This window comes from Nonomuraea salmonea, assembly GCF_042428605.1.
Classification (GTDB): Bacteria; Actinomycetota; Actinomycetes; order Streptosporangiales; family Streptosporangiaceae; genus Nonomuraea; species Nonomuraea salmonea.
The window spans coordinates 202,190-228,235 of the sequence record NZ_JBHMCF010000029.1 but is presented as its reverse complement, the minus strand read 5'-3'; the positions used below and the strand labels follow the sequence as shown (position 1 = coordinate 228,235).

At 71.0% G+C, this 26,046-nt stretch carries 22 protein-coding genes; 11 read left to right on the top strand and 11 right to left on the bottom strand.

Annotated features, from left to right (window positions below; genetic code table 11):
* Window positions 1-15 precede the first annotated feature (15 nt).
* Window positions 16-1,326, top strand: coding sequence for a sensor histidine kinase (locus ACFFR3_RS25150; RefSeq protein ID WP_379483945.1), 1,311 nt, complete (start codon window positions 16-18; stop codon window positions 1,324-1,326).
* Here the strand turns inward: ACFFR3_RS25150 and ACFFR3_RS25145 are convergent.
* Entirely contained in the window at window positions 1,225-4,293 is a 3,069-nt protein-coding gene (locus ACFFR3_RS25145) for an NACHT domain-containing protein (RefSeq protein WP_379483944.1), read from the bottom strand. The two genes, ACFFR3_RS25150 and ACFFR3_RS25145, sit on opposite strands and share 102 nt — an antisense overlap.
* 49 nt (window positions 4,294-4,342) lie before the next feature.
* On the opposite strand from ACFFR3_RS25145, the gene ACFFR3_RS25140 reads away from it, so the two are divergent.
* Window positions 4,343-4,990: a TetR/AcrR family transcriptional regulator gene (locus ACFFR3_RS25140; protein WP_364364070.1), complete on the top strand. Its 648-nt coding sequence runs from the start codon at window positions 4,343-4,345 to the stop codon at window positions 4,988-4,990.
* A 30-nt stretch (window positions 4,991-5,020) separates the two neighbouring features.
* Here ACFFR3_RS25140 and ACFFR3_RS25135 read toward each other — a convergent pair whose 3' ends face one another.
* Window positions 5,021-5,479, bottom strand: coding sequence for an aggregation-promoting factor C-terminal-like domain-containing protein (locus ACFFR3_RS25135; RefSeq protein ID WP_345387070.1), 459 nt, complete (start codon window positions 5,477-5,479; stop codon window positions 5,021-5,023).
* Between the two features lie 334 nt (window positions 5,480-5,813).
* Entirely contained in the window at window positions 5,814-6,212 is a 399-nt protein-coding gene (locus tag ACFFR3_RS25130) for an aggregation-promoting factor C-terminal-like domain-containing protein (protein ID WP_345387068.1), read from the bottom strand.
* 188 nt (window positions 6,213-6,400) lie between these two features.
* On the opposite strand from ACFFR3_RS25130, the gene ACFFR3_RS25125 reads away from it, so the two are divergent.
* Together ACFFR3_RS25125 and ACFFR3_RS25120 are read left to right on the top strand one after the other, a co-directional pair.
* Window positions 6,401-6,886: a glutathione peroxidase gene (locus tag ACFFR3_RS25125; RefSeq protein ID WP_379483943.1), complete on the top strand. Its 486-nt coding sequence runs from the start codon at window positions 6,401-6,403 to the stop codon at window positions 6,884-6,886.
* Window positions 6,887-6,984: 98 nt separating this feature from the next.
* Window positions 6,985-8,133, top strand: coding sequence for a 2,5-dihydroxypyridine 5,6-dioxygenase NicX family protein (locus tag ACFFR3_RS25120; protein WP_364364078.1), 1,149 nt, complete (start codon window positions 6,985-6,987; stop codon window positions 8,131-8,133).
* A gap of 127 nt (window positions 8,134-8,260) precedes the next feature.
* Here the strand turns inward: ACFFR3_RS25120 and ACFFR3_RS25115 are convergent, their stop codons facing one another.
* Window positions 8,261-9,328, bottom strand: a complete 1,068-nt coding sequence (locus tag ACFFR3_RS25115; RefSeq protein WP_364364081.1) for a LacI family DNA-binding transcriptional regulator — start codon at window positions 9,326-9,328, stop codon at window positions 8,261-8,263.
* 177 nt (window positions 9,329-9,505) lie between these two features.
* On the opposite strand from ACFFR3_RS25115, the gene ACFFR3_RS25110 reads away from it, so the two are divergent.
* Window positions 9,506-10,720, top strand: a complete 1,215-nt coding sequence (locus tag ACFFR3_RS25110) for an ABC transporter ATP-binding protein (RefSeq protein ID WP_345387063.1) — start codon at window positions 9,506-9,508, stop codon at window positions 10,718-10,720.
* A 153-nt stretch (window positions 10,721-10,873) separates the two neighbouring features.
* Here the strand turns inward: ACFFR3_RS25110 and ACFFR3_RS25105 are convergent, their stop codons facing one another.
* Window positions 10,874-11,623 carry an SDR family NAD(P)-dependent oxidoreductase gene (locus tag ACFFR3_RS25105; RefSeq protein WP_345387061.1) on the bottom strand — a complete coding sequence of 250 codons (750 nt, stop codon included), beginning with the start codon at window positions 11,621-11,623 and terminating at the stop codon, window positions 10,874-10,876.
* Between the two features lie 35 nt (window positions 11,624-11,658).
* Between ACFFR3_RS25105 and ACFFR3_RS25100 the strand changes: the two genes are divergently transcribed.
* Window positions 11,659-12,822, top strand: a complete 1,164-nt coding sequence (locus ACFFR3_RS25100; protein ID WP_379483942.1) for a PQQ-dependent sugar dehydrogenase — start codon at window positions 11,659-11,661, stop codon at window positions 12,820-12,822.
* Here the strand turns inward: ACFFR3_RS25100 and ACFFR3_RS25095 are convergent.
* A complete protein-coding gene (locus ACFFR3_RS25095) occupies window positions 12,782-13,117 on the bottom strand; it encodes a carboxymuconolactone decarboxylase family protein (RefSeq protein WP_345387059.1) in 336 nt (111 codons plus the stop codon). The genes ACFFR3_RS25100 and ACFFR3_RS25095 overlap by 41 nt on opposite strands.
* A 249-nt stretch (window positions 13,118-13,366) precedes the next feature.
* Here ACFFR3_RS25095 and ACFFR3_RS25090 point away from each other — a divergent pair, with 249 nt between their 5' ends.
* Entirely contained in the window at window positions 13,367-14,044 is a 678-nt protein-coding gene (locus ACFFR3_RS25090; RefSeq protein WP_364364091.1) for an LptM family lipoprotein, read from the top strand.
* A 12-nt stretch (window positions 14,045-14,056) separates the two neighbouring features.
* On the top strand, window positions 14,057-17,200 hold the full coding sequence (locus ACFFR3_RS25085; protein ID WP_379483941.1) for an AAA family ATPase: 3,144 nt from the start codon (window positions 14,057-14,059) through the stop codon (window positions 17,198-17,200).
* 96 nt (window positions 17,201-17,296) lie between these two features.
* Here the strand turns inward: ACFFR3_RS25085 and ACFFR3_RS25080 are convergent, their stop codons facing one another.
* Together ACFFR3_RS25080 and ACFFR3_RS25075 are read right to left on the bottom strand one after the other, a co-directional pair.
* Window positions 17,297-17,551 carry a hypothetical protein gene (locus ACFFR3_RS25080; RefSeq protein WP_345387051.1) on the bottom strand — a complete coding sequence of 85 codons (255 nt, stop codon included), beginning with the start codon at window positions 17,549-17,551 and terminating at the stop codon, window positions 17,297-17,299.
* A gap of 208 nt (window positions 17,552-17,759) precedes the next feature.
* Window positions 17,760-18,893, bottom strand: a complete 1,134-nt coding sequence (locus ACFFR3_RS25075) for an NAD(P)/FAD-dependent oxidoreductase (protein ID WP_379483940.1) — start codon at window positions 18,891-18,893, stop codon at window positions 17,760-17,762.
* Between the two features lie 138 nt (window positions 18,894-19,031).
* Between ACFFR3_RS25075 and ACFFR3_RS25070 the strand changes: the two genes are divergently transcribed.
* Window positions 19,032-20,201 carry a TerC family protein gene (locus ACFFR3_RS25070; protein WP_345387049.1) on the top strand — a complete coding sequence of 390 codons (1,170 nt, stop codon included), beginning with the start codon at window positions 19,032-19,034 and terminating at the stop codon, window positions 20,199-20,201.
* A gap of 7 nt (window positions 20,202-20,208) precedes the next feature.
* Here the strand turns inward: ACFFR3_RS25070 and ACFFR3_RS25065 are convergent, their stop codons facing one another.
* Window positions 20,209-21,684 carry an LLM class flavin-dependent oxidoreductase gene (locus ACFFR3_RS25065; protein WP_379483939.1) on the bottom strand — a complete coding sequence of 492 codons (1,476 nt, stop codon included), beginning with the start codon at window positions 21,682-21,684 and terminating at the stop codon, window positions 20,209-20,211.
* Between the two features lie 63 nt (window positions 21,685-21,747).
* On the opposite strand from ACFFR3_RS25065, the gene ACFFR3_RS25060 reads away from it, so the two are divergent.
* Both ACFFR3_RS25060 and glnII read left to right on the top strand, forming a co-directional pair.
* Window positions 21,748-22,227, top strand: a complete 480-nt coding sequence (locus ACFFR3_RS25060; protein ID WP_345387045.1) for a hypothetical protein — start codon at window positions 21,748-21,750, stop codon at window positions 22,225-22,227.
* Between the two features lie 88 nt (window positions 22,228-22,315).
* Window positions 22,316-23,335: a glutamine synthetase gene (gene glnII / locus ACFFR3_RS25055; protein WP_345387043.1), complete on the top strand. Its 1,020-nt coding sequence runs from the start codon at window positions 22,316-22,318 to the stop codon at window positions 23,333-23,335.
* Window positions 23,336-23,387: 52 nt separating this feature from the next.
* Here the strand turns inward: glnII and ACFFR3_RS25050 are convergent, their stop codons facing one another.
* Window positions 23,388-24,926 (bottom strand): aldehyde dehydrogenase family protein, encoded by a 1,539-nt coding sequence (locus ACFFR3_RS25050; RefSeq protein ID WP_345387041.1) that lies wholly within the window; start codon window positions 24,924-24,926, stop codon window positions 23,388-23,390.
* A gap of 144 nt (window positions 24,927-25,070) precedes the next feature.
* On the bottom strand, window positions 25,071-25,973 hold the full coding sequence (locus ACFFR3_RS25045; RefSeq protein ID WP_379483938.1) for an alpha/beta fold hydrolase: 903 nt from the start codon (window positions 25,971-25,973) through the stop codon (window positions 25,071-25,073).
* Window positions 25,974-26,046 lie beyond the last annotated feature (73 nt).

Here is a 26,046-nt window from a genome sequence, read left to right as displayed (position 1 = left end):
GGCACAGTCGGACACATGGTGCACGGCCGCTCCATCAGGGCTCGGATGACGCTCGCGACGGTGGCGTCGTTCGGCGTCCTCCTGCTGGGCGGAGCGGCCCTGCTCTCGGCGACGTGGCCGTCCAGGGCCCGCGCCGACCTGGTCGCGCAGGCCGCCACCGCCAGCAGGCACCTCACCACGATCATCGACACCCAGCGCTTCGAGGACCCCATCCCGCCGACGGGCGGCATCGGGCTGCTGCAGATCGTCGACTACAAGGGCCGCGTGGTCGCCGCCAGCGCGGGCCTGCTCGGCGAGCCACCGATCACCCGGGCTCGGCCCACCGGCGGTGACTCGCAGGTCGAGACCCGGGAGTGCCGGCCCGAGGGCTGCCTCGCCGTCGTCGGCACCAGCAACCGCGCCACCGTCTACGGCCCCGTCGTCGCCTACGCGGCCGTCCGCGAGCCGTTCCTGCTGCACTCGCCGTACCTGCGGGTCATGCTCTTCGGCTCCTCCGCGCTGCTGCTGGCGCTGATGGCCTGGGGCACCTGGTACGGCGTCGGCCGCGTGCTCGCCCCCGTCGAGCAGATCAGGCAGGGCCTGCAGAGGATCAGCGCCGAGGACCTCAGCTCCCGCGTCGCGGTGCCCGATTCGCGCGACGAGGTGGCCGAGCTGGCCGCCACCGTCAACGAGACGCTCGACCGGCTGGAGGACGCCGTGGAGCGGCACCGGCGCTTCGTCTCCGACGCCTCCCACGAGCTGCGCACCCCCATCGCCGGGCTGATGGTGCGGCTGGAGGACGGGCTGCACGAGCGTGGCGAGGACGACTGGCGGGCCGCGCTGGCCGACGCGCAGCGGCTCGCCGACATCGTGCAGGACCTGCTGCTCATGGCCCGCCTGGACGCCAGGGCACCGGTCAAGAAGAAACGCCTCGACCTCGGCCGCCTGGTCGAGGACGAGGTCGCGCGGCGACCCTCCCGGCTGCCCGTCACCGTACGCGCCGAGCCCGGCGTGCACGTGCGCGGCAACCGGCTGCGGCTGGCCCGCGTCCTGACCAACCTGCTGTCCAACGCCGACCGCTACGGCGACTCCAAGGTGGAGGTGCACGTGCGGGGCAGCGGGGACGAGGCGGTGCTCGAAGTGGTGGACGACGGGCCCGGCATCCCCGAGGAGAAGCGGGAGCAGGTGTTCGAACGCTTCACCCGCCTCGACGGGACCCGCTCGCGCGACCTCGGCGGCAGCGGCCTAGGGCTGCCGATCGCCCGGGACATCGCGAGGGAGCACGGCGGAGAGCTGACCATCGAAGGGCCGCAGACGCGGCTCGTCCTCCGCTTGCCCCGCGATTAGGCCCGCCTGCACCTTGACGCGCTCGTCGACGTCGGGGCGCGCGCTCAGCACCTCGTGGATCCGCTGCAGCCGGTCCGGCCCCGACCAGCGGCGGGCGGCCGTCCGCATGAGGGTGAGCACGTCGCGGCCGGGCAGCACGCGGGCGTCCTCCGCCAGCCTGCGCAGCACCTGGTCCACGTACTTCCAGGTCGGGCCCTCCGCCAGCGCGACGGCGTACCGTCCGGTGTCCGGCGTCTCGCTCAGCAGGAGGTCGAGCAGCAGCGCCACGGGGGAGCGCGGGTACGACTCCAGCGTCGGATCGACGTCCGCCGCGTAGGGGAGGAGGGCGGCGTACAGGTGACCGAGCAGCGTGTCGTCGCGGAAGGCGATCTCGCGCATGGGGATCGAGCCGCTCGACCGCATCCTGCGGGCCGGCTGCGGCCCCTCGCCCGGCCAGGTGAAGAAGACCAGGTCCGCCACGTCGATCTCGGCGTCCCGCTCGAACGTCACCTCCAGCGTCCTGACCCCGTCGCGCAGCTCGTGGCGGACCTTGACCGTGCGGATCAGCGCGTCCCACTCGGCCCTGGTGAGCTGGGAGTGCCACAGGCGGGTCATCCTGCGCCACAGCTCGTTCGCCTGCTCCGGCTGGGCGCTCCCGAACAGCCCGGCCCCCGTCACCGGGCCGTCGGCCGTAAGGACCGCGAGCAGCATCAGGTTCGCGGCGTGGGCGGCGCAGCGGGCGGTCACGTCCGCTCGGGTGGGCTGGTAGGCGTCGTACGCCGAACCCGGCCTGGCCTGCAGCGCCCGCGCGAACAGCTCGCACAGGTGCCTCTTGAGGATCTCGCGCCGGTCCTCCGTGAGGTCGCTCGTCAGGCGGTGGGCCAGGAAGTCCACCGTGGGTGCGCGGCCCGCCAGCGCGGCGAAGGACAGCAGGGCGTGCAGGAAGCCGTCGTCGGGGGTGGCCGGGCGGCGGCGCGACTCGGCGAAGGCCAGCTGCTCCGCCATGTCCGCCAGCTCCCTGGCCACGAGGCGGGCCACCAGGTATTCGCCGAAGGTGGCGTGCAGGAACTCGTACGTCCTGAGGCGTTCGTGGTCGCGCAGCGCCTGGGTGGTGTGAATGAAGAAGAACCCGCCGATCACGCCTTCCGCCTGCGTCAACCGGCGGCGGAAACCGGATCCTCCGCTCTTCTCTGGTGAGTCCGGCAGCAGTACGTGCAGGTCCGCGTCCAGGTCGGCGTCCGCGATCCACTGCCGGCCGCGGTTGAACATCGCGAACGCCGTCACCGACAGCCGCAGCAGCTCGTCCTCCACCGCCCGTTCGAGCTCGTCGTCCGGCAGCCCTGGGCGGGTCTTGGCGACCTCCCGGGCCGCGAAACCGTGCAGGAGGCGCTCGTAGAGCTCGGCCTCGGGCAGGTCCTCGCGCATGAGACGCAGCGCGTTGGCGTCGGCGTCGTAGAGGGCCAGCAAGGACAGCAGGAGCGGCTGACCGGCCAGCTTCGGCACGGCGAGCACTCTTTCGAGGGGCATGGGCTGCAGGTCGCGGTCGCGAAAATATGCCTGGTTGGCCTTGTTCCAGACGGTGACCCACTGCTCTATCTGGTCCTCGTCGAACGGCTCCAGGCGAATGACGTAGGAGTTCTCCGGCACCCGGGCCCGATCCGCGACCGCCGTCCTTGAGGTGACGATGACGGCGAGCGCCCGGCCCTTCTCGGCTTGGGTGCGCTGGAACTCGGCGACCCGCTCCAGGTAGTCGCTCTGGTTGACACCTGTCGCCTGGAGCAGTTCGTCGAAGCCGTCCAGCATGACCACCGGGAGCGCGCCTCCGCCCGCGTGCACGAAGTCCGGCCACGACATGTCCTCGTCGAGCGCGGCCCTGATGCCGTATTCGATCTGCGCGAGAACGTCGGCGTCCGCCGGCACGCCGCGCAACTCGACCCTGAGCGCGAGGAACTCGCTCGCCGGGAGGCGGGCGGCAAGCACGCGGGTCAGTACGGACTTGCCCGCACCCGGCTGCCCCAGCACGAGCAGCGGCGCCTCGGCGGCCAGAGGTTGCGTCAGGTAGGCGGCCAAGAAGGACGTGAGGTCGTCGCGGTGATCGACCTGCGCCCATACCTCCTCGGCGGACACGAACGGGATGTTCGGATGCAGACGATATTTCGGGTCGACGTAGCCCTGTTCGAGCAAGGGGAGAGTCATTCCCGGGGGTGTGCGGGTGGAGGACATCATCGGGCGGCGTAGTGCGGCCCGATTCGATGTGATGAGCGCGGTGAGGCGGTCAGGCAAGCCACGAACCTGCGGGAGCGCGGCCAGCCGCCGCTCGATCCCGGCCAGGCCGTGCCCCAGCTTCCTGACCTCGGCCCTGGTGGCCTGATGGTCGGTGCGGTCGATCCAGCAGGTCACCTCGGGGAACTCGGCGGCCATCCGGCGGAACAGCTCCTCGTAGCGGCGCAGCGCTCGGACCGGTGTCTCGTCACGCAGCCGTTGCCGTGTGGTTTCGTCCCAGCGGTCCCAGCACGCGAGCCCGGCCAGGACGTCGAGCAGCGTGTTGGTGACCGCGCGGTAGTAGAGACGGAAGACCCCCACCACGTTCTCGTAAGCGTCGGCGACACCTGGGGCCAGCAGGTCGAGGTCGTCGGCCAGGAGGTGCAACGGGCCATCCGTGCCGAGGACGCGGCGTTGGTCATCGAGGGTCAGTTCGCGGAGCACGTCCGTCTCGGCTAGCGCTTCCAGATAGGCGACCATCACGATGACCGTGTGGGCCGCCGTCAGCCGTTGCGTGGTGTCGTACCGGCTCAGGCCCTTGACCTTGTCGCGCATGCGGCGCAGGAAAGTGTCGCCGAGCCGCACCGCCTCGGCGCGGGCGTCGAACAGGTCGATCTCGCCGAGTCCGAACAGCGCCAGGGACGAGCCTTTGTCGAGGAGACCCGAGATCGCTGTGGGGCCGCCCAGAAGGGCGACGGCGTCGCGATAGGTCAGCAGGTGCCGCACTCGTCACAGTCTGCCGGAGTGTGGGGTGATCGCGTTCCTAGAATGAGTCATGCCCACTGAGCCTCTTTCCCGAGCGCGTATCGTCGCCGCCGCCGTCGAGCTGATCGAGCGGGAGGGCGCCGATGCGATCTCCATGCGGCGGGTCGCGGCCGGGCTGGGGGTCGGCGTGATGTCGCTCTACAACCATGTGCCCAACAAGGACGCCTTGCTCGACGGGGTCGCCGAGGCGGTGCTGAGCGAGATCGAGTTCACGGACGACCCCGAGTCGCCGTGGAGCGAGCGCGTACGCGGGCAGGCGCGGGCGTTCCGGCAGATCGCCCACCACTACCCGCGCTGCACGATGCTGGTGGTCAGCAGGCAGCTGCACTCCACGGCCGGGCTGCTGCCGGTCGAGCGGGCGCTGGCGACGCTGCGTGAGGCGGGGTTCGACGGGGCCGACGCGGTGCGGGTGCTGCGCATGTTCATCGCCTACATCGTGGGCTCGCTGCTGCGGGAGGTGGGGGTGACGCCGACGTTCGCGCCGGCGCAGACCAGGACGATCAGCGCGGACGGGGTCGATCCCGTGCTGTTCCCCGAGGTGACGTCACTGGCGGGGCCGCTGGGGGAGTGCGATCACGAGGCGGAGTTCGAGTTCGGGCTGGACATGTTGATCAGGGCCGTCGAGGAGCGGGCTGGGCGCAGGGAGGGCACCCGGTAGTGGTACGGCACCGGATGCCCTCCTGGCCTCCTAGTACCAGTTGTGCGATCTGAAGTGTCCCCAGGCGCCGCAAGGCCTGCCGTACCTCCCCTTGATGTAGGCCAGGCCCCACCGGATCTGTGTCTCCGGGTTGTGCTTCCAGTCGCGGCCCGCGCCGCGCATCTTGCCGGCCGGGAGGGCCTGCGGGATGCCGTACGCGCCGGATGAGCTGTTACGTGCCCGGTGGTTCCAGCCGCTCTCCCTGGTCCACAGGTTGTCGAGGCAGCGGAACTCGCGCAGGTTCCACGAGCGCTGGACGACGTGCCCCAGGGCGATCTTCTTGTTCCTGTTCTCCGGCCGGACGGCCGTGATCTTCGGCTGGGCCGACGTGGTCCAGGTCCTGGTCTTGATCGGCATCGGCATGGTCTCGGCCCTGGCCGGAGTGGCGCCGATGACGGTGAATGCGCTGACGGTGATGAGTGTGCCCGTGAGCACGCGTGTGCTGTCCAATTCGATCCTTGCCATCGGGCCGCGTGCGGACGGGCGCGCTCGGCGCGCGCCCTGCCTGCCCGCGCCCGTGGCTCGGGCGCGGAGGGTCCGCGTGGCCCTCCGGGATCCTGTTACCGCCCGATCGTGCTGGGCGGCCCGGAGGGCACCGCGACGTGTCCTTTAGCACGATTCCTATTACGCACAGTCACCATCGGTCACTTACAGTGACACGCGAAGGACGGGTGTTTGTGTGTTCGTTGCGGATAAAAGGCCCGCTCGCTGGAGCGGGATTGCCCGGCCCGTCTCCCGGCTGGGCGGGGCTTGCCGAAAAAAGCGCGCGAGCCTGGGGTTTGGCTCAGTACCAATGGTGGGACTGGAAGTGGCCCCAGGCCCGGCACGGCGACTTGTAGCGCTGCTTGATGTAGCCGAGCCCCCAGTGGATCTGCGTGCGCGGGTTGGTGCGCCAGTCGCGCCCGGAGGAGGCCATCTTGTGGCCGGGCAGCGCCTGCGGGATGCCGTAGGCGCCTGAGCTGCGGTTGCCTGCGCGGTGGTTCCAGCCGCTCTCGCGGGTCCAGAGTTTCACCAGGCACCTGTACTGGCCGATGTCCCAGCCTCGCTTGGCCACCATGGTCCGAGCGATGGACTTGTTCCTGCCGCTGGTCTGGGAGCTCTGCGCCTGTGCGGCCGAGGCGCCGCCGGCCGCCACGAGCGTGGCGGTCAGCACCAGGACGCCGGTACGGCGGAGCATGGGCATGCGGGTTCCCTTTCGAGGGGGTTCATGGACCGCGCCACAGTGCCCGAGCGTTTCCCTTGACAGCGAATTGACCAAGAAAACGAAGATCGTCAGTAAAGATCACGATATATACCTTCTTCAGGGGATTTGTCCGAAAAATGAGGACTGTGTCACAAATCTGGCCCTGACTCGTTCTGTAGGGTCGGATCATGAGCCTCAGTGACATCCCGCTCCGCACCCTCGACGACGCCCCCGCCACGCTCGGCGCCCTCGCCTCCGGCGGCCCCGCCCTGATCGTGAACGTGGCCTCCCGCTGCGGCCTGACCCCTCAGTACGCCGCCCTCGTCGAGCTCCAGCGCCAGTACGGCCCCCGCGGCTTCACCGTCGTCGGCATGCCCTGCAACCAGTTCGCCGGCCAGGAGCCCGGCACCGCCGAGGAGATCCAGCAGTTCTGCTCCGCCACGTACGGCGTGGACTTCCCGCTCCTGGAGAAGGCCGACGTCAACGGCCCGGGCCGGCACCCGCTCTACGCCGAGCTGACCCAGGCGGCCGACGAGCAGGGCGAGGCCGGCGACGTGCAGTGGAACTTCGAGAAGTTCCTCGTGGACGGCGAGGGCCGGGTCGTGGCCCGCTTCCGCCCCCGCATCACGCCCGACGACCCGGCGGTCGTCGCGGCGATCGAGAAGCTGCTCTGACGCGGCGGTCGCCAAGCGTTACGAAGTCATGACGCTACGCGCGCCGGCCGGTGGGTAGTCATCCCCATTGTCGCTGGTCCGGCCCGCAGGGGAGCGTGATGACGATCAATCCGTACGCCGGCAACCCGTACGCGGGATCGCCCTTCACCTACGCCGCCGAGCCCTCCGTGTCGCCGTACGCGATCGTCGAGCTGATGCCCGGCGCGCGCAACCTGTGCGAATACGCCCGGGTCGCTCCGGGCGACCGGGTGCTGCTGATGATGGAGCACACGGTGGACCCGGTGGTCGTGCAGGCCATCGCCGCCGCGGCCGCGATGCGCGACGCGGACGTGCGCATCCTGTCGGTGCCGCCGTTCAGCGCGGGCGGGTGGGACCGCGAGGCGCCGCTGCAGATCGAGACGGCCGCCTTCCACGAGGCGGACGTGGTGATCGGCGGCACCTGGTGGGGCGAGGTGCACAGCGAGCCGCTGTTCTTCGACCAGATCAGGGCGCGCTCGGCCCGGTTCGTGTCGCTGCACATGACGGCCACGGCGGGCGCGCTGCTGACCGGGGCCAGGCTGCCGGTCGAGGTCTTCTACGCGCTCGTGGCCAGGGCGCTGCGGCAGCTCGCCACGGCCTCCTCGATCAGGGTGACCTCGGCGCGGGGCACCGACCTGACGTTCGCCGGGTTCACCTTCGAGGACCCGGGGCCGGGCGGGCTGCGGCCGGGCGACTGGCGGCCGTTCCCGTACGGGGGCGTCAACTTCTGGCCCACCGAGACCGAGGGCATGCTCGTCGTCGAGGACTCCACCGTCACCGGCGTCCCCGAGGAGCCGCTGCGCATCACGCTCGAAGGCAACCTGGTCCGCAAGATCGAGGGCGGCGCCGCCGCCGCGCAGCTGCGCAGGTACGCGCCCGAGGGCTTCTACATGCGGCACGCGCTGTTCGGGCTCAACCCGAAGGTGCGGCTGGCCGGCGGCACCCAGTTCGAGCGGGAGAAGCACGCGGGCGCCTTCTACTGCGGGCTCGACGGGCTGACCGGCGGCCTGCCGGTGACCAGCGGGCCCGGCTTCGCCCACTGCGACTGCCAGGTGGACCGGCCGACCGTGGTGGTGGACGGCGAGCTGTTCGTCGAGCACGGGCGGCTGCTGCTGCTCGACGAGCCGGAGATCAGGCGGGCGGCGGCCAGGTTCGGCCCGCCCGAGGTGATCCTGGACGACAACCCGGTGCTGGTCCTGCCCCGCCGCTACACGGGCGGCGCCGGGTAAGAAGGCCATGGCGCGCCGCGAGCTGAAAGGGCCTCAGTGGCGGAGGCCGCAGCTGAAAGGGGCCGCGAGATGAGAGGGGCTCAGTGGCGGAGGCCGCAGCTGAAAGGGGCCGCGCGGCGAAAGGGGCTCAGTGGCGGGGGCCGCAGCTGCCGCGCACGATCAGCTGCGTGGGCAGCACCACCGAGCGCGGACGCCGGCCGCCCGACCGCAGCACCAGCTCGGCCGCCCGATAGCCCATGTCGCGCCCCGGCTGGGCGACGACGGTCAGCGGTGGTGAGCACAGCTCGGCCCAGGGGACGTCGTCGTACATGATGAGCGAGACGTCGCGCGGCACCCGCAGGTCGAGCTCCCTGGCCGCGAGCACGGCCGCCTCGCCGAGCACGTTGCCGCCCGCGACCACGGCCGACAGGTCGGGACGGCTCTGGAACAGGCCGGAGGCGGCGGCGTAGGCGGAGTCGCGGCTGCCGGTGCCGAACACGATCAGCTCCTCGTCCACCGGCTCGCCCACCGCCTCCCTGAACGCCGCGGCCCGCCGGTCATGGCCGGGCCCGCCGATGAACGCGATGCGCCGGTGGCCGAGGCCGCGCAGGTAGCGCACCGCCGTACGGATGCCTGACCGGTCGTCGGCCGTCACGGACGGCACGTCCAGCGACCGGGGCCGCGCGGGGGCGGGGGCGGCGCCGTCGAGCAGCATGAGGTCGTTGACCGCCCGCACCGCCGGGTCGTCGTCATCGGCGGACGGCACGGCGGGCAGCCGGTCGGCGAAGACCACCGTCATGCCCGCGCGGAGCGCCGGCGCCCAGCTCTCCTCGTCGCCCGACGGGACCGCGATGAGCCGGTCGACGCTCTGCTCCAGCAGCATGCCGATCAGCTCGGACTCCTGCTCGGGGTCGCCCGCCGTGGAGCCGAGCACGACCGGCTCGCCGGCCGAGCGGGCGCAGGCGAGCACGCCCTCGGCGAGCTGGGCGTGGAAGGTGTCGGTCAGGTCGGGCACGAGCAGGCCCATGCCGCCGGTGCGGCGCTGGCGCAGGTTGCGCCCGAGCGCGCTGGGGCGGTAGTCGAGCTGCGCCGCGACGGCCAGGACGCGCTCGCGGGTCTGCGGGCTGGCCGAGCCGCCGGACAGCACCCGGGAGACGGTGGCGACGCCCACGCCGGCCGCCTCGGCCACATCCTTGATGGTCGCCCGCTTCTCCATGGAAACGATTCCATCATGGTTTCCGGTAAAGAGGAAGATGTGCGAAGAACAAGGGCTGGTCACGCCGTAACCCTTGACACTCATGTCCGTTTCGGGTGAGATGCTTGAAAACGTATCCACGTGAGTGGGAAACGGGACCAACATCCGGGCTACAGCCCTGGAGCGCGAAGGAATGTCATGGCATCCATCGTTCTGACGAACGTCGACAAGGTCTACGCCGGTGGCGTCAAGGCCGTGAACGGACTCAACCTTGAAATCAAGGACGGCGAGTTCATGGTGCTCGTCGGCCCGTCCGGTTGCGGTAAGTCGACCGCGCTCCGGATGATCGCGGGCCTGGAGGACATCAGCGGCGGCGAGATCGCCATCGGCGACAAGGTGGTCAACCACCTTCCGCCGAAGGACCGCGACATCGCGATGGTCTTCCAGAACTACGCGCTCTACCCGCACATGACGGTCGAGGAGAACCTCGCCTTCGGCCTCAAGCTTCGCAAGATGCCGAAGCCGGAGATCCAGAAGCGGGTCAACGAGGCCGCCAAGATGCTCGGCCTGGAGACCTACCTCAAGCGCAAGCCGGCCGCTCTCTCCGGTGGTCAGCGTCAGCGTGTCGCCATGGGCCGCGCCATCGTGCGTGAGCCGCAGGCGTTCCTCATGGACGAGCCGCTGTCCAACCTGGACGCCAAGCTCCGTGTCTCCATGCGCGCCTCGCTCAACCAGATGCACGAGCGCCTCGGCGTCACCACCGTCTACGTCACGCACGACCAGGTCGAGGCCATGACCCTCGGCGACCGCGTCTGCGTGCTGCGCGACGGCATCCTGCAGCAGGTCGACACCCCGCAGAACCTGTTCGACAAGCCCGTCAACCTGTTCGTGGCCGGCTTCATGGGCTCGCCCGCGATGAACTTCGTCACCGCCGAGCTGGTGCGCGGCGACGGCGGCGCCGCGGTGACCTTCGCCGACATCAAGCTGTCGATCCCCGAGTCGACCTTCTCCGAGAAGCCGGGCCTCGACCAGTACGTCGGCAAGAAGATCATCCTCGGCATCCGCCCCTCCGACTTCGAGGACGCCGCCTCCGCCGGCAACCACGCCAACGGCTGGGCCACGCTGCCCGTCAAGGCGGAGGTCACCGAGGAGCTGGGCTCCGAGATCAACGTCCTGTTCCTGATCGACGCCCCGCCGGTCGAGCACAAGGACACCGTGGCCGCCGCCGACGCCGGTGACGACGAGGACAGCACGCTGCCGCTGGCGGGCGACAAGTCCCTGTGGACCGCCCGCGTCAACGCCCGCAGCCACGTGCGCCCCGGCCAGCAGATCGACCTGGTCGTCGACACGCACAACCTGCACTTCTTCGACTCGTCCTCGGGTCTGGCCATCGGCCACGAGGCCAACCGCTGAGGCGCTGACCTCCCATTCCCGGCCGCGGGCGACGCCCGCGACCGTCCGGGCCCCCACCGCGACCCCCTCCCGCGGCGGGGGCCCGCCTTTTTGCCAGCGTCCGATCTTCGGCTTTGTCAGCGGCCGATCGTCAGCTTTGTCAGCGTCCGATCGTCAGCGGCCGATCCGCTGCGACACCATCGCCTGCACGCTGCGCGGGATGAGCCGCCCGATCGCCACGACGGCCTTGTAGCGCAGGTCGGGGATCGAGACCCGCTTGCCGAGCGCGAGGTCGCGCATCGCGTCGCGCACCACGTCGTCGGCCTTGAGCCACATGAAGCCGGGGATGGTCGAGGAGTCCATCGAGGCCCGCTGGTGGAACTCCGTCCTGACGAAACCCGGGCACAACGCCATGATCTTGATACGCGGGTCGCGCAGCTCGGCGGCGGCCGACTCGCTGAAGTTCACCACCCACGCCTTCGAGGCGCTGTAGGTGCCCCGCGTGAAGAACGCCGCCACCGACGCCACGTTCACGATCGCACCGCGCTCGCGCTCGCGCATGCCGGGCAGCGCCGCCAGCGTCAGCCTCAGCACCGCCTCGCAGTGCACCTTGAGCATGCGCGCCTCGCGCTCGACCGGCACGTCGGGGAAATGGCCGGGGTTGCCGAACCCGGCGTTGTTGATCAGCAGATCGACGCCGTCGCGCAGCCGCGACTCGACCTTGGCCAGGCCCTCGTCCGTCGCCAGGTCGGCGGGCAGCACCTCGACCGGCACGCCGTACCTCAGCTTGAGCTGGTCGGCGGTGCGGATCAGGCGGAGCTCGTCGCGGGCCACGAGGACGAGCGAATAGGCGTCGGCGGCCAGGCGCCGGGCGAAAGCGGCGCCGATTCCTGAGGTGGCGCCGGTGATCAGTGCGGTAGGCATGTCTGAACCCTAACGTTCGTGGCAGGATGAGGGCCGTGCGCCTCGTCGTGGCCGTGTTCTCGTTCGCGCTCCTGCCCGCTGCCCTGCTGGCCTGCACGCCGGCCGCCCCGGCCCCTGTGACGCCGTCGGCGGCTCAGAGCTCCGCGAGCTCCGAGGCCGCCACCCCCTCGCCGTCGTCCTCGCCGTCGTCCAGCGGCGAGCTGCGGTTCACCGAGATCGCCACGCTGGAGCAGCCGGTGGCGATGGCCGTGCGCAAGGACGACGACCGCCTCTACGTCGCCGAGCAGACCGGCCGGCTGCGCACCTCCGACGGCGCGACGGTGGTCGACCTGTCCCGCGAGGTCAGCACCGGCAACGAGCAGGGCCTGCTCGGCGTGGCCTTCCACCCCTCGGGCCGCTGGCTCTACCTCGACTGGACCGACGCCCAGGGCGACACCCACGTCACCGAGTGGGCCTACGACGGCTCCAAGGCCACCGCCAGGCGCGACGTCCTCAAGGTCGACCAGCCCTACGCCAACCACAACGGCGGCCAGCTCGCCTTCGGCCCTGACGGCCACCTCTACATCGCGCTCGGCGACGGCGGCAGCGGCGGCGACCCCGAGGGCAACGGCCAGGACCTGGGCACGCTGCTGGGCAAGATCCTGCGCATCGACCCGCGCGGCGACGAGCCGTACGCGGTGCCGCGCGACAACCCGTTCGTCGGCAGGTCCGGCGCGCGGCCGGAGATCTGGGCGTACGGGCTGCGCAACCCCTGGCGCTTCACCTTCGACCGCGAGAGCGGCGACCTGTGGATCGGCGACGTCGGCCAGAACGCCTGGGAGGAGGTCGACCGCGAGCCGGCCGGCTCGAAGGGCGGCGCCAACTACGGCTGGAACCTGCGCGAGGGCAGGAGCCCGTTCCGCGACGGCGAGGCCGCCGATCTGGTCGAGCCGGTGATCGTCTATTCGCTGCAGGAGGGCAGCAACTGCTCGGTCATCGCCGGTCACGTCTACCGCGGCACGAAGATCCCGTGGCTGCGCGGCCACTTCCTGTACGGCGACTTCTGCGCCGGATGGGTGAAGGCCGCGCCCGTGGACGATCTCGACGCCGCGGCCGGGGTGGGCGAGGTGGAGCAGTTGTCGTCGTTCGGCGAGGGCCCCGACGGCGAGCTCTACGCGCTCAGCCTGAGGGGTCCGCTCTATCGCGTCGATCCCGCCTGACCCGCTCGATCAACGACTCCACCTGGTCGTTCAGCTTCGCGCCACGGGCCCATCCGGCGTAGTGGGTGAGGAAGACCACGACTTCGCGCAGCTCCGACTCGTTCAGCTCGCCGGCGCGCAGGGCCACGTCGAGCTGGATCTCGGTAGCCTCGTGCAGGCCCTGACCGACCAGCAGGCCGAGCAGGAGCAACCGGCGCTCCCTGACCGACAGCACCGGGCGCGACCAGACCTCGGCGAACAGCCGCTCGGCCGTCATGCCGAAGGAGTCGACGGTCTCCATGGCGGGCTCTGTCATTGTTCACTCCGCGGGTGTCGGAAGGGATCCTCATATCTTTCGCTACTTCCCGAGATGAACCAATGGGAGGTTGCATGAACGTTGGAGCCCCGAGCAACCGGCTTCGAGGGCGGCCCCGGCCGATCTGTCACAAGTAAAGCCAATCTACGGCCAAGATTTGGTCAAGATTTACTCCTGTACATCGGGCCTCATTTCACCAGAAAGCGGGCACAACCACTCCGTCGGTCCGCTAAGCGGAGGTAAGCCCTGGTGAAAAAGACACGGGGGTTGATCGCGCTGTTGGCCGCGATCCTGACGCTGTCCGCGTGCGGGCAGCCGGAGTTCACCTACGTAAGGGACAAGAGCGGCACCACCTACTTCAAGGTGCCGGCCTCCTTCAAGCAGCTCGACGCGTACCCCATCGAGCTGTACCTGTCGGGCGACCACCCCCACTCGCAGGCGGCGCTGCTGCGGGCCCAGCGGGTCTGGTCGACGGCCTTCGACCAGTCGGCTCAACCCTCGGTCGCCCACCTGCTCGGCTCGGGCGACCCGTTCGTCTACGCCACCGTGCACCGGCTCACCGCCGAGCAGCGCGACGCGATCTCCCTCAACCTGCTGCGGGACTTCATCCTGCCGGTGACCGAGCAGACGCGCGCGCTCTACGCGCGGCAGGCCATGGCGACCGGCCAGGCGCCCCTGTTCAACCGCTTCGAACCCATCGGCGACGACGTCCTCAGCCTGGACGGCGGCGCCAGAGGCGTGCACGTCCGCTTCAACTACCAGATCGGCGCGTACGTCCAGACGTTCGACCACACCGCCATCCTCGACGAGAAGGGCGCCACGGTCTCCGTCATGCTCATCGGCTGCCGCTCGACCTGCTACCGCGAGCGCGCCGCCGAGTTCGACAAGATCGCGAGTTCTTTCAAGCTGCTCCGGCTGCCTGGATGAGGGAGCCTGTCCATGACGACCACCCACCACGAAGGGCTGCGCGCGCCCGGCAGCGGCCCGACCGACCCGGACTCCGTGACCAGGAAGAAGATGCAGTTCTGGGACCGGAGCAAGTTCCTCATCGTCCTCGTGCTGGCCTACCTCGTCCTCACCTGGAAGGTGATGGCGGACTTCGAGGGCATCATCAGCTTCCCCGAGGCGGCGCGGAGCGTCGCGCGGCCGTACCAGTGGATCTTCTGGCTGCTCGGCGCGGAGATCGTCAGGCAGGCCCACTTCCTCATCAGTGAGCGCTCACCCGGCTACCACCGCTTCTGGAGCAGGACGGTCTTCGGCGGGTTCGAACGCTGGACGCACCTCCGCCTCGACGACTGGACGCGCTTCCGGCTCGCCAGGGCGCTGAAGATCGCGTTCTTCGTCACGCTGGTCGCGCTCGTGCTCGGCGCGGTGCTCGACGTCAGCCCGTTCGCCGCGCTGCTACAGGCGCCGGCGCTGGTGTGGCAGGCCCTGCCGTTCTTCTTCCAGATCCTCTTCCTGTTCTTCTTCATCATCATCCAGTTCGTCGGGCTGTTCTGGTTCCTGTCCAGGGGCGGCGTCGAGACGTACTTCCCCGACGACATCAAGACCCGCTTCCACGACGTGTGGGGGCAGGACCACGTCGTCGAGCGGGTCCGCGAGAACATCGTCTTCCTCGAACGGCCCGACGAGATCGAACGGCGCGGCGGGTACGTGCCGAGCGGCCTGCTGCTGTGGGGGCCGCCCGGCACCGGCAAGACCCTCATGGCCGAGGCCGTGGCCGGGGAGACCGGCAAGCCGTACGTGTTCGTGGACCCGGGCGCGTTCACGAACATGTTCATGGGCATCGGCATCCTCAAGGTCAAGGGCCTGTTCAGGAAGCTGCGCAAGCTCGCGCTGCGCTACGGCGGCGTCATCGTCTTCTTCGACGAGGCCGAATCGCTCGGCAAGCGCGGCCGCCTCGCCCAGCAGGGGCCGCCCGGGCAGGGCGGCGGCTTCTCCGCCTGTCACGGCATGACCTATCTGTCCGAGCCCACCCGGCAAGTGCTCGCGTTCCGCCCCGGCCGCCATGCCGACCCGGAGCCTGAGCGGAGCAGCCGGTTCTTCCTGGGCGGCGGCATGATGAACAGCGGCGACCCCGGCACCCTGCAGGCCCTGCTCACCGAGCTGTCCGGGCTGAAGAAACCGCGCGGCTTCTTCAACCGCCTGGTACGCCGGCTGCTCGGCATGCGCCCCAAGCCGCCGCCCAAATACCGCATCCTCGTCATGATGGCCACGAACCGGCCCGACGCGCTCGACGAGGCGCTGCTGCGGCCCGGCCGCATCGACCGCATCTACAAGGTCGGCTACCCGTCCAAGGCCGGGCGGGTGCGCACGTACCAGGGCTACTTCGACAAGGTGTCGCACGAGCTGACCGCCGAGCAGATCGACAAGCTCGCCACCATCACCCCGTACGCCACCGGCGCCACCATCAAGGACCTGGTCAACGAGTCGCTCATCACCGCCATCAGGGACGGCAGGGAGATCATCACCTGGTCCGACGTGCTGCGCGCCAAGCGGCTCAAGCAGCTCGGGCCGCCCGAGGACGTCGAGTACATCGAGCGCGAGCGGCACGCCGTGGCCGTGCACGAGGCGTGCCACGCCGTCGTCGCGTACGTGACCCGCTTCCACCTCGAGATCGACATCGCCACCATCGAGAAGGGCGCCGACTACCTCGGGATGGTCGCCTCGATCAAGCCCGAGGACCAGTTCACCCGGTGGAAGTCCGAGCACGAGGCCGACATCATGGTCTCCCTGGCCTCCCTGGCCGGCGAGCGGATGTTCTTCGGCGAGGACAACTCCTCCGGGGTCTCCGGCGACCTCTACTCCGCCACGTACCTGACGGCCATGATGGAGTCGTACTGGGGGATGGGCTCCGGCGTCACCTCCCTGCCCGCGCTCCAGGAGCTGGAGATCATGGGCGGCAAGGCGGTGCGCAGGCCGGGCGGCGGCGCCATCGGCATCACCGACCGCGAGCCGGCCGGGCGTCCGCCCGACCTGACGCCCGACGTGCTGGGGGAGCGCATCGAGTTCACCCTCGTGCGGCTGCTCGATCAGACCGAGGAACTGCTGCGGCGGCACCGGCGCGAGGTGCTGTGCCTCGCGCACGCGCTGGAGACGCACAGGACGCTCAACGGTGACGACGTCGTGGCGGTCGTCCGCGGCGAGCGCGGCCCGCTGATCGACGGCACGGTGTACGCCTCGGACGCGTTCTACGAGGAGCTGGAGGAGTACCACAGGGACGCCGCCCAGGCCCACAAGGACCACAGCCCGATCGCCCGCACCCTCCCCACCCCGGTGGGCGCCCTGGACGCGGCCCCACCGACCCCCACCACCCCGCCCACCGCGTACGGCCCGGCCACCACCCCGCCCACCGCGTACGGCCCCGCCGCCACCCCGCCCGCCACCCCGCCCACCGCGTACGGCACGGCCATCGCACCGCCGGCCGCTCACGGCCCGGCCGGTCCTGCCATCGCCCCGCCCTATCTGGACGGCTCGAAAGGGCCGGTCGTGACGCCCGCCGTATATGGTCCGGCCATCGCGCCGCCCGCCGGGTCCGGCGGGGAGCCGTCGGAGCGGCCCCAGTTCGTGCCGTGGGCCGCCGCGGGGCCGCCGCTCGCCCAGCCCGTCGCCCAAGTGCCCGTCGCTCAGCCGCCCGTCGCGGTGAGCGGGGGGCCGGGACGTGGGCGGAGGGTGTGGCTGGTCGTCGGGAGCCTGCTGGCGCTCGTGGCGCTGTCCCTGCTCACCGCGCTGGCCGTCACGGGCGTGCTGTCGGGCGCCACCGGCAGGACCGGCGCCGTGGCGGACCGCACGGGCACCACCCCGGCCGTCAGCGGGGCCGGCGGCGGGGGCGGCGCGGTGACCGCGCCCGGCATCGCCTCACCGGGCCTGCTGCTCCTGCTGTTCGTGGTGATCGTCGGGGTGCTCGTGGGCGCCGGGCTGGCGTACGCGGCAGTCAAGGGCATCCGTACGGCCCAGGCCAAGGCGGAGCGGGAACGCGACCAGGCGCACGCCCGCGCCCAGTTCCTGGCCGCCGCGATGGACCCGGACACCGCCATGCGCCTGCTCGGCTACGACGGGACCGACCCCGGCCGCCGTACCTGACGGCCCGACGCGCCCGGGCCACCCGGCCCCGGCGCGTCAGCGTGCGGGCCACCCGGCCCCGGCGCGTCAGCGTGCGGACCACCCGGCCCCGGCGCGTCAGCGTCCGGCGACCACGATCATCCGCCGGCTGTCGATCGTCAGCGGCCCGCCCTCCGCGCCGAAGGCATGAACGCTCGTGAACCCGGCGGCGAGCATCAGGTCCCGCACCTCGGGAAAGGTGAACAGCCGCACGAAGGAGGGAACCGTCCTGACGTGTCCGTCGCGGACGATCGTCCGCTCGACCACGTTCCTGCCGGTCTCCAGATCGAGGCGGTGCCGCTCGACGACCAGGTCGCCGCCGCGCTCGACCACGGTGGACGCCTGGTAGCCGCGGACGACGGCCGCGTAGTTGTTGAGGTCGATCGCGATCCGCCTCCTGGTCAGGCCGCAGGTCGAGCAGCCGCCAGATCAGGGCGGCGTCGGCGTCGGCGCGGGCGTCGAGCTGCTCGGCGAAGAAGTGGAGGTAGTCGTCGTCGAAGAGACCTTCGGCGTCGAACGCCGGCTCGGTCATGGCACTCCGTCACCGGGTCATCGCGACGGCGGCGAGCTCGGGGGCGGGACGGCCGTCCAGGATGGCGCGGGCCATGGCGGCCCCCACGTACGGGCCCATCGTCAGTCCCGCCGCCCCGAAGCCCGTCACGACGTGCACCCCGGGAGACCCCGGCAGCGCGCCCGCGATCGGGAGGTCCTCCGACGGGAGCGGGCGCAGCCCCACCCGGGTCTCGATGAGCGTGGCGCCGGCGAGCCCGGGGGCGAGGCGGAGGGCGTCCGAGAGGACCTGCCACTGGCCCTGCGCGGTCACCCGCGCGTCGAACCCGCTGCCGGTCTCCCTGGTCGCCCCCACCGCCACCCGCGAGTCGTCGAAGCCCACCAGGTAGTGGTGGGACATCGGGTGCACCGACGGCCAGCCACCGGTGTCGACGCCGTCGAGGCGCAGGTGGGTGATCTGGCCGCGCTGCGGCTCGACGGGCACGCGCACGCCGTACGGTTCGAGCAGCCGGTTCGTCCACGCGCCCGCGGCCACCAGCACGTCGTCGGCCGCCAGCCGTTCTGAGCCCACTCCTGAGCCCACTTCTGAGCGCACCTCGACCTCCGGCGCCCCCTGCGGGCGGGGCAGCAGCCTGGCCTCGCCGCTCACCCGGCGGGCGCCGTAGTGGGCCGCGCCCTGGAGCAGGGCGTCCCGCAGGGTGCGGCCGTCCACCCGGCCGCCGCCGGTGACGAGCACGCCTTCGAGGCCGGGCGCGAGCACGGGGACCAGCGCGCGTACCTCGTCGCTGTCGAGACTTCGCACGTCGCCGACGATCGCGCCGGCCGTGCGGGCGCGCGCCTCCACGCGGGCCCGCGCCTCGGCCAGCCGCGCCGGGTCCTCGTGGACGAGCAGCGAACCGGTCCGCCGGTGGTCGGTACGCCGCACCCCCGCCTCCGCCAGCAGCTCGATGAGTTCCGGGTAGTAGGCGGCGCCGGCGGCGTACAGGTCGTAGAACGGGCCCTCGACCGTGGAGATCCACGGCGAGATGATGCCCGCGCCCGCCGCGGTGGCCTGCCCGGCCAGGCCCGAGTCGACGACCGTGACGGCCGCTCCCCGCCGGGCCAGCGCGAAGGCGGCGCTCGCGCCGGCGATGCCGCCGCCGATGACGATGACGTGGTGTGACACCCGAAACGTCCTCTCCGTGGGCTTTATCCGCGAGGCTATCGAGTTCGGAGCCCGCCGTTCCGGGTACCACCTGCGACGACCAGTACGCGCAAGGCCGGCGCAAGCCCTCACGATGCCCGGCACCCGTGGGGGAGCCCGATGGACGTATCCGCAGCGGTGTGGTGGCTGACGATCCTGGGCATCGTCGCGCTGCTGGCGTTCGACTTCTTCTTCCACGTCCGCCAGGCGCACGTGCCCACCCTGCGCGAGGCGGCCGTCTGGTCCGCCCTGTACGTCGGCATCGCGCTGCTGTTCGGCGTCGGCGTGTGGTGGTTCGGCGGCTCGGACGCGGGCACCGAGTATTTCGCCGGTTACGTCACCGAGAAGGCGCTCTCGGTGGACAACCTGTTCGTCTTCCTCGTCATCATGGGCAGCTTCAAGGTGCCGCGCGCCGACCAGCAGAAGGCGCTGCTGTTCGGCATCGTGTTCTCGCTGCTCGCGCGGACGGGGTTCATCCTGGTCGGGGCCGCGCTGATCAACCTGTTCGCCTGGGTGTTCTACGTCTTCGGCCTCATCCTGCTGCTCACGGCGGGCAACCTGCTCAGGCCGGAGGGGGAGGAGAGCCACTCGCCCGACAACCTCATGGTGCGGGTGGCCCGCAGGCTGCTGCGGACGAGCGACGAGTACGACGGCGACAAGTTGTTCACCGTACGGGACGGGCGCCGGGTGATGACCCCGATGCTGCTCGTCATGATCGCCATCGGCGGCACCGACATCCTGTTCGCGCTCGACTCGATCCCCGCCATCTTCGGCCTCACCCAGAACGTCTACATCGTCTTCACCGCGACCGCGTTCTCCCTGCTGGGCCTGCGCCAGCTCTACTTCCTCATCGACGGCCTGCTCGACCGGCTCATCTACCTCAGCTACGGCCTGGCCGCCATTCTCGGTTTCATCGGCGTCAAGCTGATCCTGCACGCGCTGCACGAGAACAACGTGCCGTTCGTCAACGACGGGCAGCCGGTGAAGGTGGTCGAGATCAGCACCGGGCTGTCCCTGACGGTGATCATCGGCGTGCTGCTGGTCACCGTGGTCGCCTCGCTGGCCAGCCCCAGGGGCCGGGCCCGCAACGTGGTGTCGGTGGTGCGCCGGCACGCCCAGCAGTACCTGGACGTCGAGCACGACCCCGAGGTGCGCGAGGAGATCTACCGGCGGCTGCTCGCCGAGGAGGCCAGGCTGGCCGACCTGCCGCCCAAGCACCGCGACCTCGCCGCGGACGAGCGGCTGGTCGCGCTGCTGCGCCGTGCGCACGCGGAGCACGACCGCGCCTGAGCGGCGCTCAGATGCGGATGCCTAGCCGGGCGATCGGCTCGACCAGCTCCTCCTCCTCGTACGCGAAATGCGACGACAGCACCCGCACCAGCCGGTCCACCTCGGCCCTGACCTGCTCGATCGCGGCCTGGTCCGCCAGCAGCGCCACGCACGCGGCGTCGAGCCGGTCGAGCAGCTCGGCGATCACCTCGTGCTCCTGCTCCAGCTTCTTGACCACCGGCGCCAGCGTCGAGTCGCGCTCCAGGACGGCGGGGAACATCGACTCGTCCTCGATCGTGTGGTGCACGGTCAGCAGCCGGTTGAACGTGGCGCAGAACGTGCCGAGCGTCCAATGGTTCTGCCGCACGCTCAGCCGGTTGATCGCCGAGCGCAGCGCGCCGGTGTCGGCGTGGCCCGCGGCCACCTGCTCCACCGCGTCCTGGACCTGCCGCAGCTCCTGCCGGTAGCCGTCGTGCACCTGCACGAGGTGACGGCCCAGACGCAGCTGCTCGGGCGTCAGCGCCGCCGGGTCCTGCTTGGGCGCGTGCGGCCGGCCCGTCTCGTCGAGGTCGTCGAGCGGGGTGAGCGTGACGGGCCGCTCGGCGACGGGCTCGGGTTCGCCGCGTTCCTTGGCCACGGCCTCGCGTACGGCGGGCGCCACCTCTTCGGCGAACGTGCGCAGGTCACGCTCGGCGTCCTCGCCTGGCGCCAGCACGAACCCGGTCATCCCCACCTCGAACACCAGCTCCGTCAGCTGCTCGGCCCACAGCGCGGCGGGCCCGTCGAGGAACCCGCGCCCCGGCAGCGGCGAGAACGTCCCGCCCACGTTGTAGATCCGGCGGATGCCGGCCGGGTCGCGCCCCGCGTCCTCGGCGGCGGCGTCCAGCACCTTCGCCTGGCGGGCCACCGCGCCGGGCGGGCTGTAGAAGGAGGACGGCAGCCAGCCGTCGCCCATCCGCCCGGTCAGCTCCAGCATCCTGCGCTTGATCGCGCCGATCCAGATGCCGATCGGATGCGCGGGGAACGGCCCGGGCGCTGCTCCGGCGAGCCGGTGATGGTTGCCCTCGAACACGACGGGGTCGCCCGGCGTCCAGAGCGCCCGCAGCACCGTGACGGCCTCGGCCAGCGCCTCGATCGACTCGCCAGGCGACAGGCGGCGCCCGCCCATCGCGGCGATCGCGTCCCAGAACGCCCCCGCGCCCAGCCCCAGCTCCACCCGGCCGCCGCTGAGCAGGTCGAGCGAGGCGGCGGCGCGCGCCAGCACGGCCGGGGGCCGCAGCGGCAGGTTGACCACGTCGGGGACCAGCCGGATCCGCTCGGTGCGGGCCGCGATCACCGACAGCAGCGTCCAGGTGTCCAGGAACCCCGCCTGGTACGGATGGTCCTGGACCCCGACCAGGTCCAGGCCGAGCCGGTCGGCCAGCGTCACGTGGCGCAGCAGCCGCTCGCGCCCCTCGGCCTCCGGCGACAGGAACGCGCCGAACCACAGATCATGCATGTCCATCCCCCCGAGTCGATGTTCGCACGGCCCCGTGAACCGCCGCCCGCTGCCCTCCGTCTTACGGATGTGCACCGGTTCCGCGCGCCCCTGGCCGCCCTCCTCCTCGCCTGCGCCGCCTGCTCGACCACGGTGGAGTGCACGGCGATCGGCACCCCCGTCGGCGTGAGCCTCGCCGTACGCGCGCCGCTCGCGGCCCGCGCCCAGGAGGCCGACCTGGAGGTCTGCTGGGACGGCTCCTGCCGCCGGGCCCGCGCCGAGCTGTTCCCCACCACGCGGGCGGGCGAGCAGACCTGCTCCGGCGACACCTGCTCGGTGACGGCCGTGCCGACCGGCGACAAGCACGGCTTCGGCGGCGTCGCCGGGCTGCCCGCGCGGCCGGTGGAGGTCAGGCTGACGCTGCGGGACGCGCAGGCGAAGCCGCTGCTCGAACGTACGGTGCGGGCCACCCCGAAGGAGCGCTTCCCCAACGGGCCCCAGTGCGGTGCCGGCGGGCCCAACACCACTGTTACGGTCATGCCTGATGGGAGCGTACGGACGGAAACGTGATTAACACGGCGTTCACATTCGGGCAAAAAGCGGGAAACGGCTGTCCGTAAGACTCGGCGTGGCTGAGAAGAACCCCGAAAGGACCGCCGTGAGCTACAAGGCTGAGTACATCTGGATCGACGGCACCGAGCCCACCGCCATGATGCGCTCGAAGACGAAGATCCTGACCGACGGAGCCGAGCCGCCGGTCTGGGGTTTCGACGGCTCCAGCACCAACCAGGCCGAGGGCCACTCCTCCGACCGCGTGCTGCGCCCCGTGTTCGTCTGCCCCGACCCCATCCGCGGCGGCGACAACAAGCTCGTGCTGTGCGAGGTCGAGGAGATCGACGGCGCGCCGCACTCCAGCAACACCCGCGCCCTGCTGCGCCCGGTCGCCGAGCAGTACGCCGACCAGGAGTCCTGGTTCGGCATCGAGCAGGAGTACACCTTCTTCAAGGGCAGCCGCCCGCTCGGCTTCCCCGAGGGCGGCTTCCCCGCCCCGCAGGGCCACTACTACTGCGGTGTCGGCGCCGAGGCCGTGTTCGGCCGCGACATCGTCGAGCTCCACCTCGACCGCTGCCTCGCCGCCGGCCTGAAGGTCTCCGGCATCAACGCCGAGGTCATGCCCGGCCAGTGGGAGTTCCAGATCGGCCCGGCCGGTCCCGTCGAGGCCGCCGACCACATGTGGGTCGCCCGCTACCTGCTCTACAGGACGGCCGAGGAGTTCGGCGTCGAGGCCACCCTCGACCCCAAGCCCGCCCGCGGCGACTGGAACGGCGCCGGCGCCCACACCAACTTCTCCACCCGCGCCATGCGCGAGGGCTACGACGCCATCATCACCGCCTGCGAGGCGCTCGGTGAGGGCGACAAGCCGATGGAGCACGTCTCCCAGTACGGCGCCGACATCGAGCTGCGCCTGACCGGCCACCACGAGACCGCCCCGTGGAACAAGTACACCTACGGCGTGTCCAACCGTGGCGCGTCCGTGCGCATCCCGTGGCAGGTCGAGGTGGACAAGAAGGGCTACATCGAGGACCGCCGCCCCAACGCCAACGTCGACCCGTACGTGGTCACCCGCCTGCTGGTGAGCACCTGCTGCGCCGCCCTGGAGAAGGCCGGCCAGGTCTGATCCTGCTCACGAAAAGGGCCCCTCGCGTCAGCGAGGGGCCCTTTCGCGTGTGTCAGGCCAGGCGGAAGTCCAGGTCGGGGACGATCTCCGCGACGTCCATCTGCGCCTTCTGCAGCCGGCCGGAGTGATCCCAGTTCATCGCCTGCCAGCGGGTGAACTGGTCGAGCACCCACATGCCCGACTGGCGGCTGCCGTTGCCCGACTTGCCGTTGCCGCCGAACGGCAGGTGCGCCTCGGCGCCCGAGGTGGAGTTGTTGACGCTGACCATGCCCGCCGAGACGCCCTCGCGGAAGCGGAAGGCGTGCCTGGCGTCGGTCGTGTAGATCGAGCTGGACAGGCCGTAACCGGGCAGGTTGGCCAGCTCGATCGCCTCGTCCATGGTCGCGAACGAGGCCACCCCGACGATCGGCCCGAACGTCTCCTCCATGAACAGCCGGTCACCGGGACGCACCCCGTCGACCACCACCGGGTGGTAGTAGAGCCCCTCACCGCCGTCGAAGCCGCCGCGCGGGTTGTCCTTCGTGATGCGGCCCGTAGCGCCCGTCACCACGCGGTGGTGCGGCTCGATCCAGGTCAGGTACTCCTCGTAGCGGTCGGCGAACTTGTGGTCGAGCAGCGGCCCGGCCAGCACCTCCGCGCGCGGGTCGCCGATCCTGGCCGACTCCACCGCCCGCGCGAACCGCTCGACGAACGCGTCGTGGACGCTCTCGTGCACGATCACCGTGCCGAGGCTCGTACAGCGCTGACCCGCCGTGCCGAACCCCGAGAACAGCGCACCTTCCACGGCCAGGTCGAGGTCGGCGTCCGGCATGATCACCATCGGGTTCTTGCCGCCCAGCTCCAGGCAGGCCGACTGCAGGTGACGGCCGGCCAGCTCGCCGACCCTCCTGCCCACCTCGCTGGAGCCGGTGAAGCCCACCTTCTGCACGCTGCCCGCGCCCAGCGCCAGCTCCAGGCCCCTGAAGGTCTCGGCGCCGTCGGCGAAGACGATGTTCAGCACGCCGTCGGGCAGGCCGGCCGCCACGAACAGCTGGTACATCGCGTGCGCCGACGCGGCGGCGTACTCGGCGGGCTTCCACACCACCGCGTTGCCGCACAGCAGCGCCGGCACGAGATACCACGACGGGACCGCCACCGGGAAGTTCCCCGCCGTGATCACCGCCGCGACCCCGACCGGGGTGCGGAAGGTGAACAGGTTCTTGTCCGGCATCTCCGACGGGACCGTCTGCCCGTACAGCCTGCGGCCCTCGCCCAGGAAGAAGTCGCAGGTGTCGACGATCTCCCTGACCTCGCCCAGCGCCTCACCGTACGGCTTGCCGATCTCCTCGGTCACCAGGGCCGCGAGACGCTCGGCGTTGGCCTCCACCAGCCTGCCGATGGAGGCGATCACCCGGCCGCGCACCGGCGCCGGCACCTTGGCCCACTCGCGCTGGGCCTCCTTGGCCGTACGGCAGGCGGCGGCGAACGTGTCGGCGTCGGCCAGCCCGACTCTCGCCACGACCTCGCCGGTGCGGGCGGGGTTGACGGAGTCGTACGTGGACGCGGCCTCCGCGTCCTTGCCCCCCACGATGGAAACGATCTGACGGCTCACCGCTGCCCTCCTCATAGTTCCTCCGGCTAGACAATCATCCCGCCGCAAAAAACCCAAGGTGACCCGACCACGAAGGGGCCGCGCGGCCCGGCCACCACGCAGCCCGCGGCCCGGCCTGCACCGGCCCCCGTTACGCGTCGGTCGTCACCGGGCTCCGTGGCTCAGGATGAGCTCGGCGACCCGGCCGGGCACGCCCTCGGACAGCAGGGAATGTCCCATCCCCTCGACCGTCTCCAGCCGTGCCCCCGGGATCAGGGCGGCCAGCGCCTCGCCATGAGGGAGCGGGAGCAGCGGATCCTCGGTGCCGTGCACGACCAGCGTGGGCGCCCTGATCTCCGAGAGCGGGGCGAGCCGGTCGGGGGTCAACGTCCGTCCGGCCAGGTCGTGGTTGCCGGCCGTGGCCGGATCGCCGGCCTCGTCGTGGGCGTACTCGGCCTGCCGCCGCGCCCCGTCCTCGTCGAACGGCAGCACGTCCCCGCTCAGCACCCGCCACGTCTCGACGGCGGCGGCCAGGATCTCCTCGCGGGTGGTGCGCAGGACCGGCGACATGAGGTGGGCGAGCAGCCGGGGATGGGGCGGCGGCAGCGCACCCGGATCAGGCTCCTGCCCGGCCAGCGCCCGTGCCCAGGCCGGCCCTTGGTCCACACCCATGGGCGCGCTCATGATCAGGGTGAGGGCCGCGACCCGCTCAGGCCGGTGCACACCCAGGAGCTGCGCCACCACCCCACCGAGCGAGGCCCCGACCACATGGGCGGTGGCGATGTCGTACGCGTCGAGCACGGCGACGGCGTCATCGGCCAGGTCGGCAGCGGTATACGGATGGACGGAGAAATCGACCCAGTCGGACCGCCCGGTGTCGCGATGATCGAACCGGATCACCTGCCGCCCACCGGCCACCAGAACCCGCACCAGCTCATCGGGCCACCCCAGGCCCGGGGTGGAGGTCCCCATGACGAGCAGCACCGCCGGATCCCCAGGATCCCCGAACCGCTCGGTCCACAAGTTCAGTTGCCCAGATTTGACGAATTTTCCGTCTTCAGCAGCCATGCCCGCGAATATAGGCCCTCAATTCGCATTGATCGAATAAGGTGCGGAATATCAATATTCGTGATATAATAGA

Bases quoted from the DNA above. Each gene is read 5' to 3' on its own strand.
- ACFFR3_RS25150 (WP_379483945.1), top strand. From the start codon at position 16: ATGGTGCACGGCCGCTCCATCAGGGCTCGGATGACGCTCGCGACGGTG.
- ACFFR3_RS25140 (WP_364364070.1), top strand. From the start codon at position 4,343: ATGCCCACTGAGCCTCTTTCCCGAGCGCGTATCGTCGCCGCCGCCGTC.
- ACFFR3_RS25130 (WP_345387068.1), bottom strand. From the start codon at position 6,212: ATGCCCATGCTCCGCCGTACCGGCGTCCTGGTGCTGACCGCCACGCTC.
- ACFFR3_RS25125 (WP_379483943.1), top strand. From the start codon at position 6,401: ATGAGCCTCAGTGACATCCCGCTCCGCACCCTCGACGACGCCCCCGCC.
- ACFFR3_RS25120 (WP_364364078.1), top strand. From the start codon at position 6,985: ATGACGATCAATCCGTACGCCGGCAACCCGTACGCGGGATCGCCCTTC.
- ACFFR3_RS25115 (WP_364364081.1), bottom strand. From the start codon at position 9,328: ATGGAGAAGCGGGCGACCATCAAGGATGTGGCCGAGGCGGCCGGCGTG.
- ACFFR3_RS25110 (WP_345387063.1), top strand. From the start codon at position 9,506: ATGGCATCCATCGTTCTGACGAACGTCGACAAGGTCTACGCCGGTGGC.
- ACFFR3_RS25105 (WP_345387061.1), bottom strand. From the start codon at position 11,623: ATGCCTACCGCACTGATCACCGGCGCCACCTCAGGAATCGGCGCCGCT.
- ACFFR3_RS25095 (WP_345387059.1), bottom strand. From the start codon at position 13,117: ATGACAGAGCCCGCCATGGAGACCGTCGACTCCTTCGGCATGACGGCC.
- ACFFR3_RS25085 (WP_379483941.1), top strand. From the start codon at position 14,057: ATGACGACCACCCACCACGAAGGGCTGCGCGCGCCCGGCAGCGGCCCG.
- ACFFR3_RS25070 (WP_345387049.1), top strand. From the start codon at position 19,032: ATGGACGTATCCGCAGCGGTGTGGTGGCTGACGATCCTGGGCATCGTC.
- ACFFR3_RS25065 (WP_379483939.1), bottom strand. From the start codon at position 21,684: ATGGACATGCATGATCTGTGGTTCGGCGCGTTCCTGTCGCCGGAGGCC.
- ACFFR3_RS25045 (WP_379483938.1), bottom strand. From the start codon at position 25,973: ATGGCTGCTGAAGACGGAAAATTCGTCAAATCTGGGCAACTGAACTTG.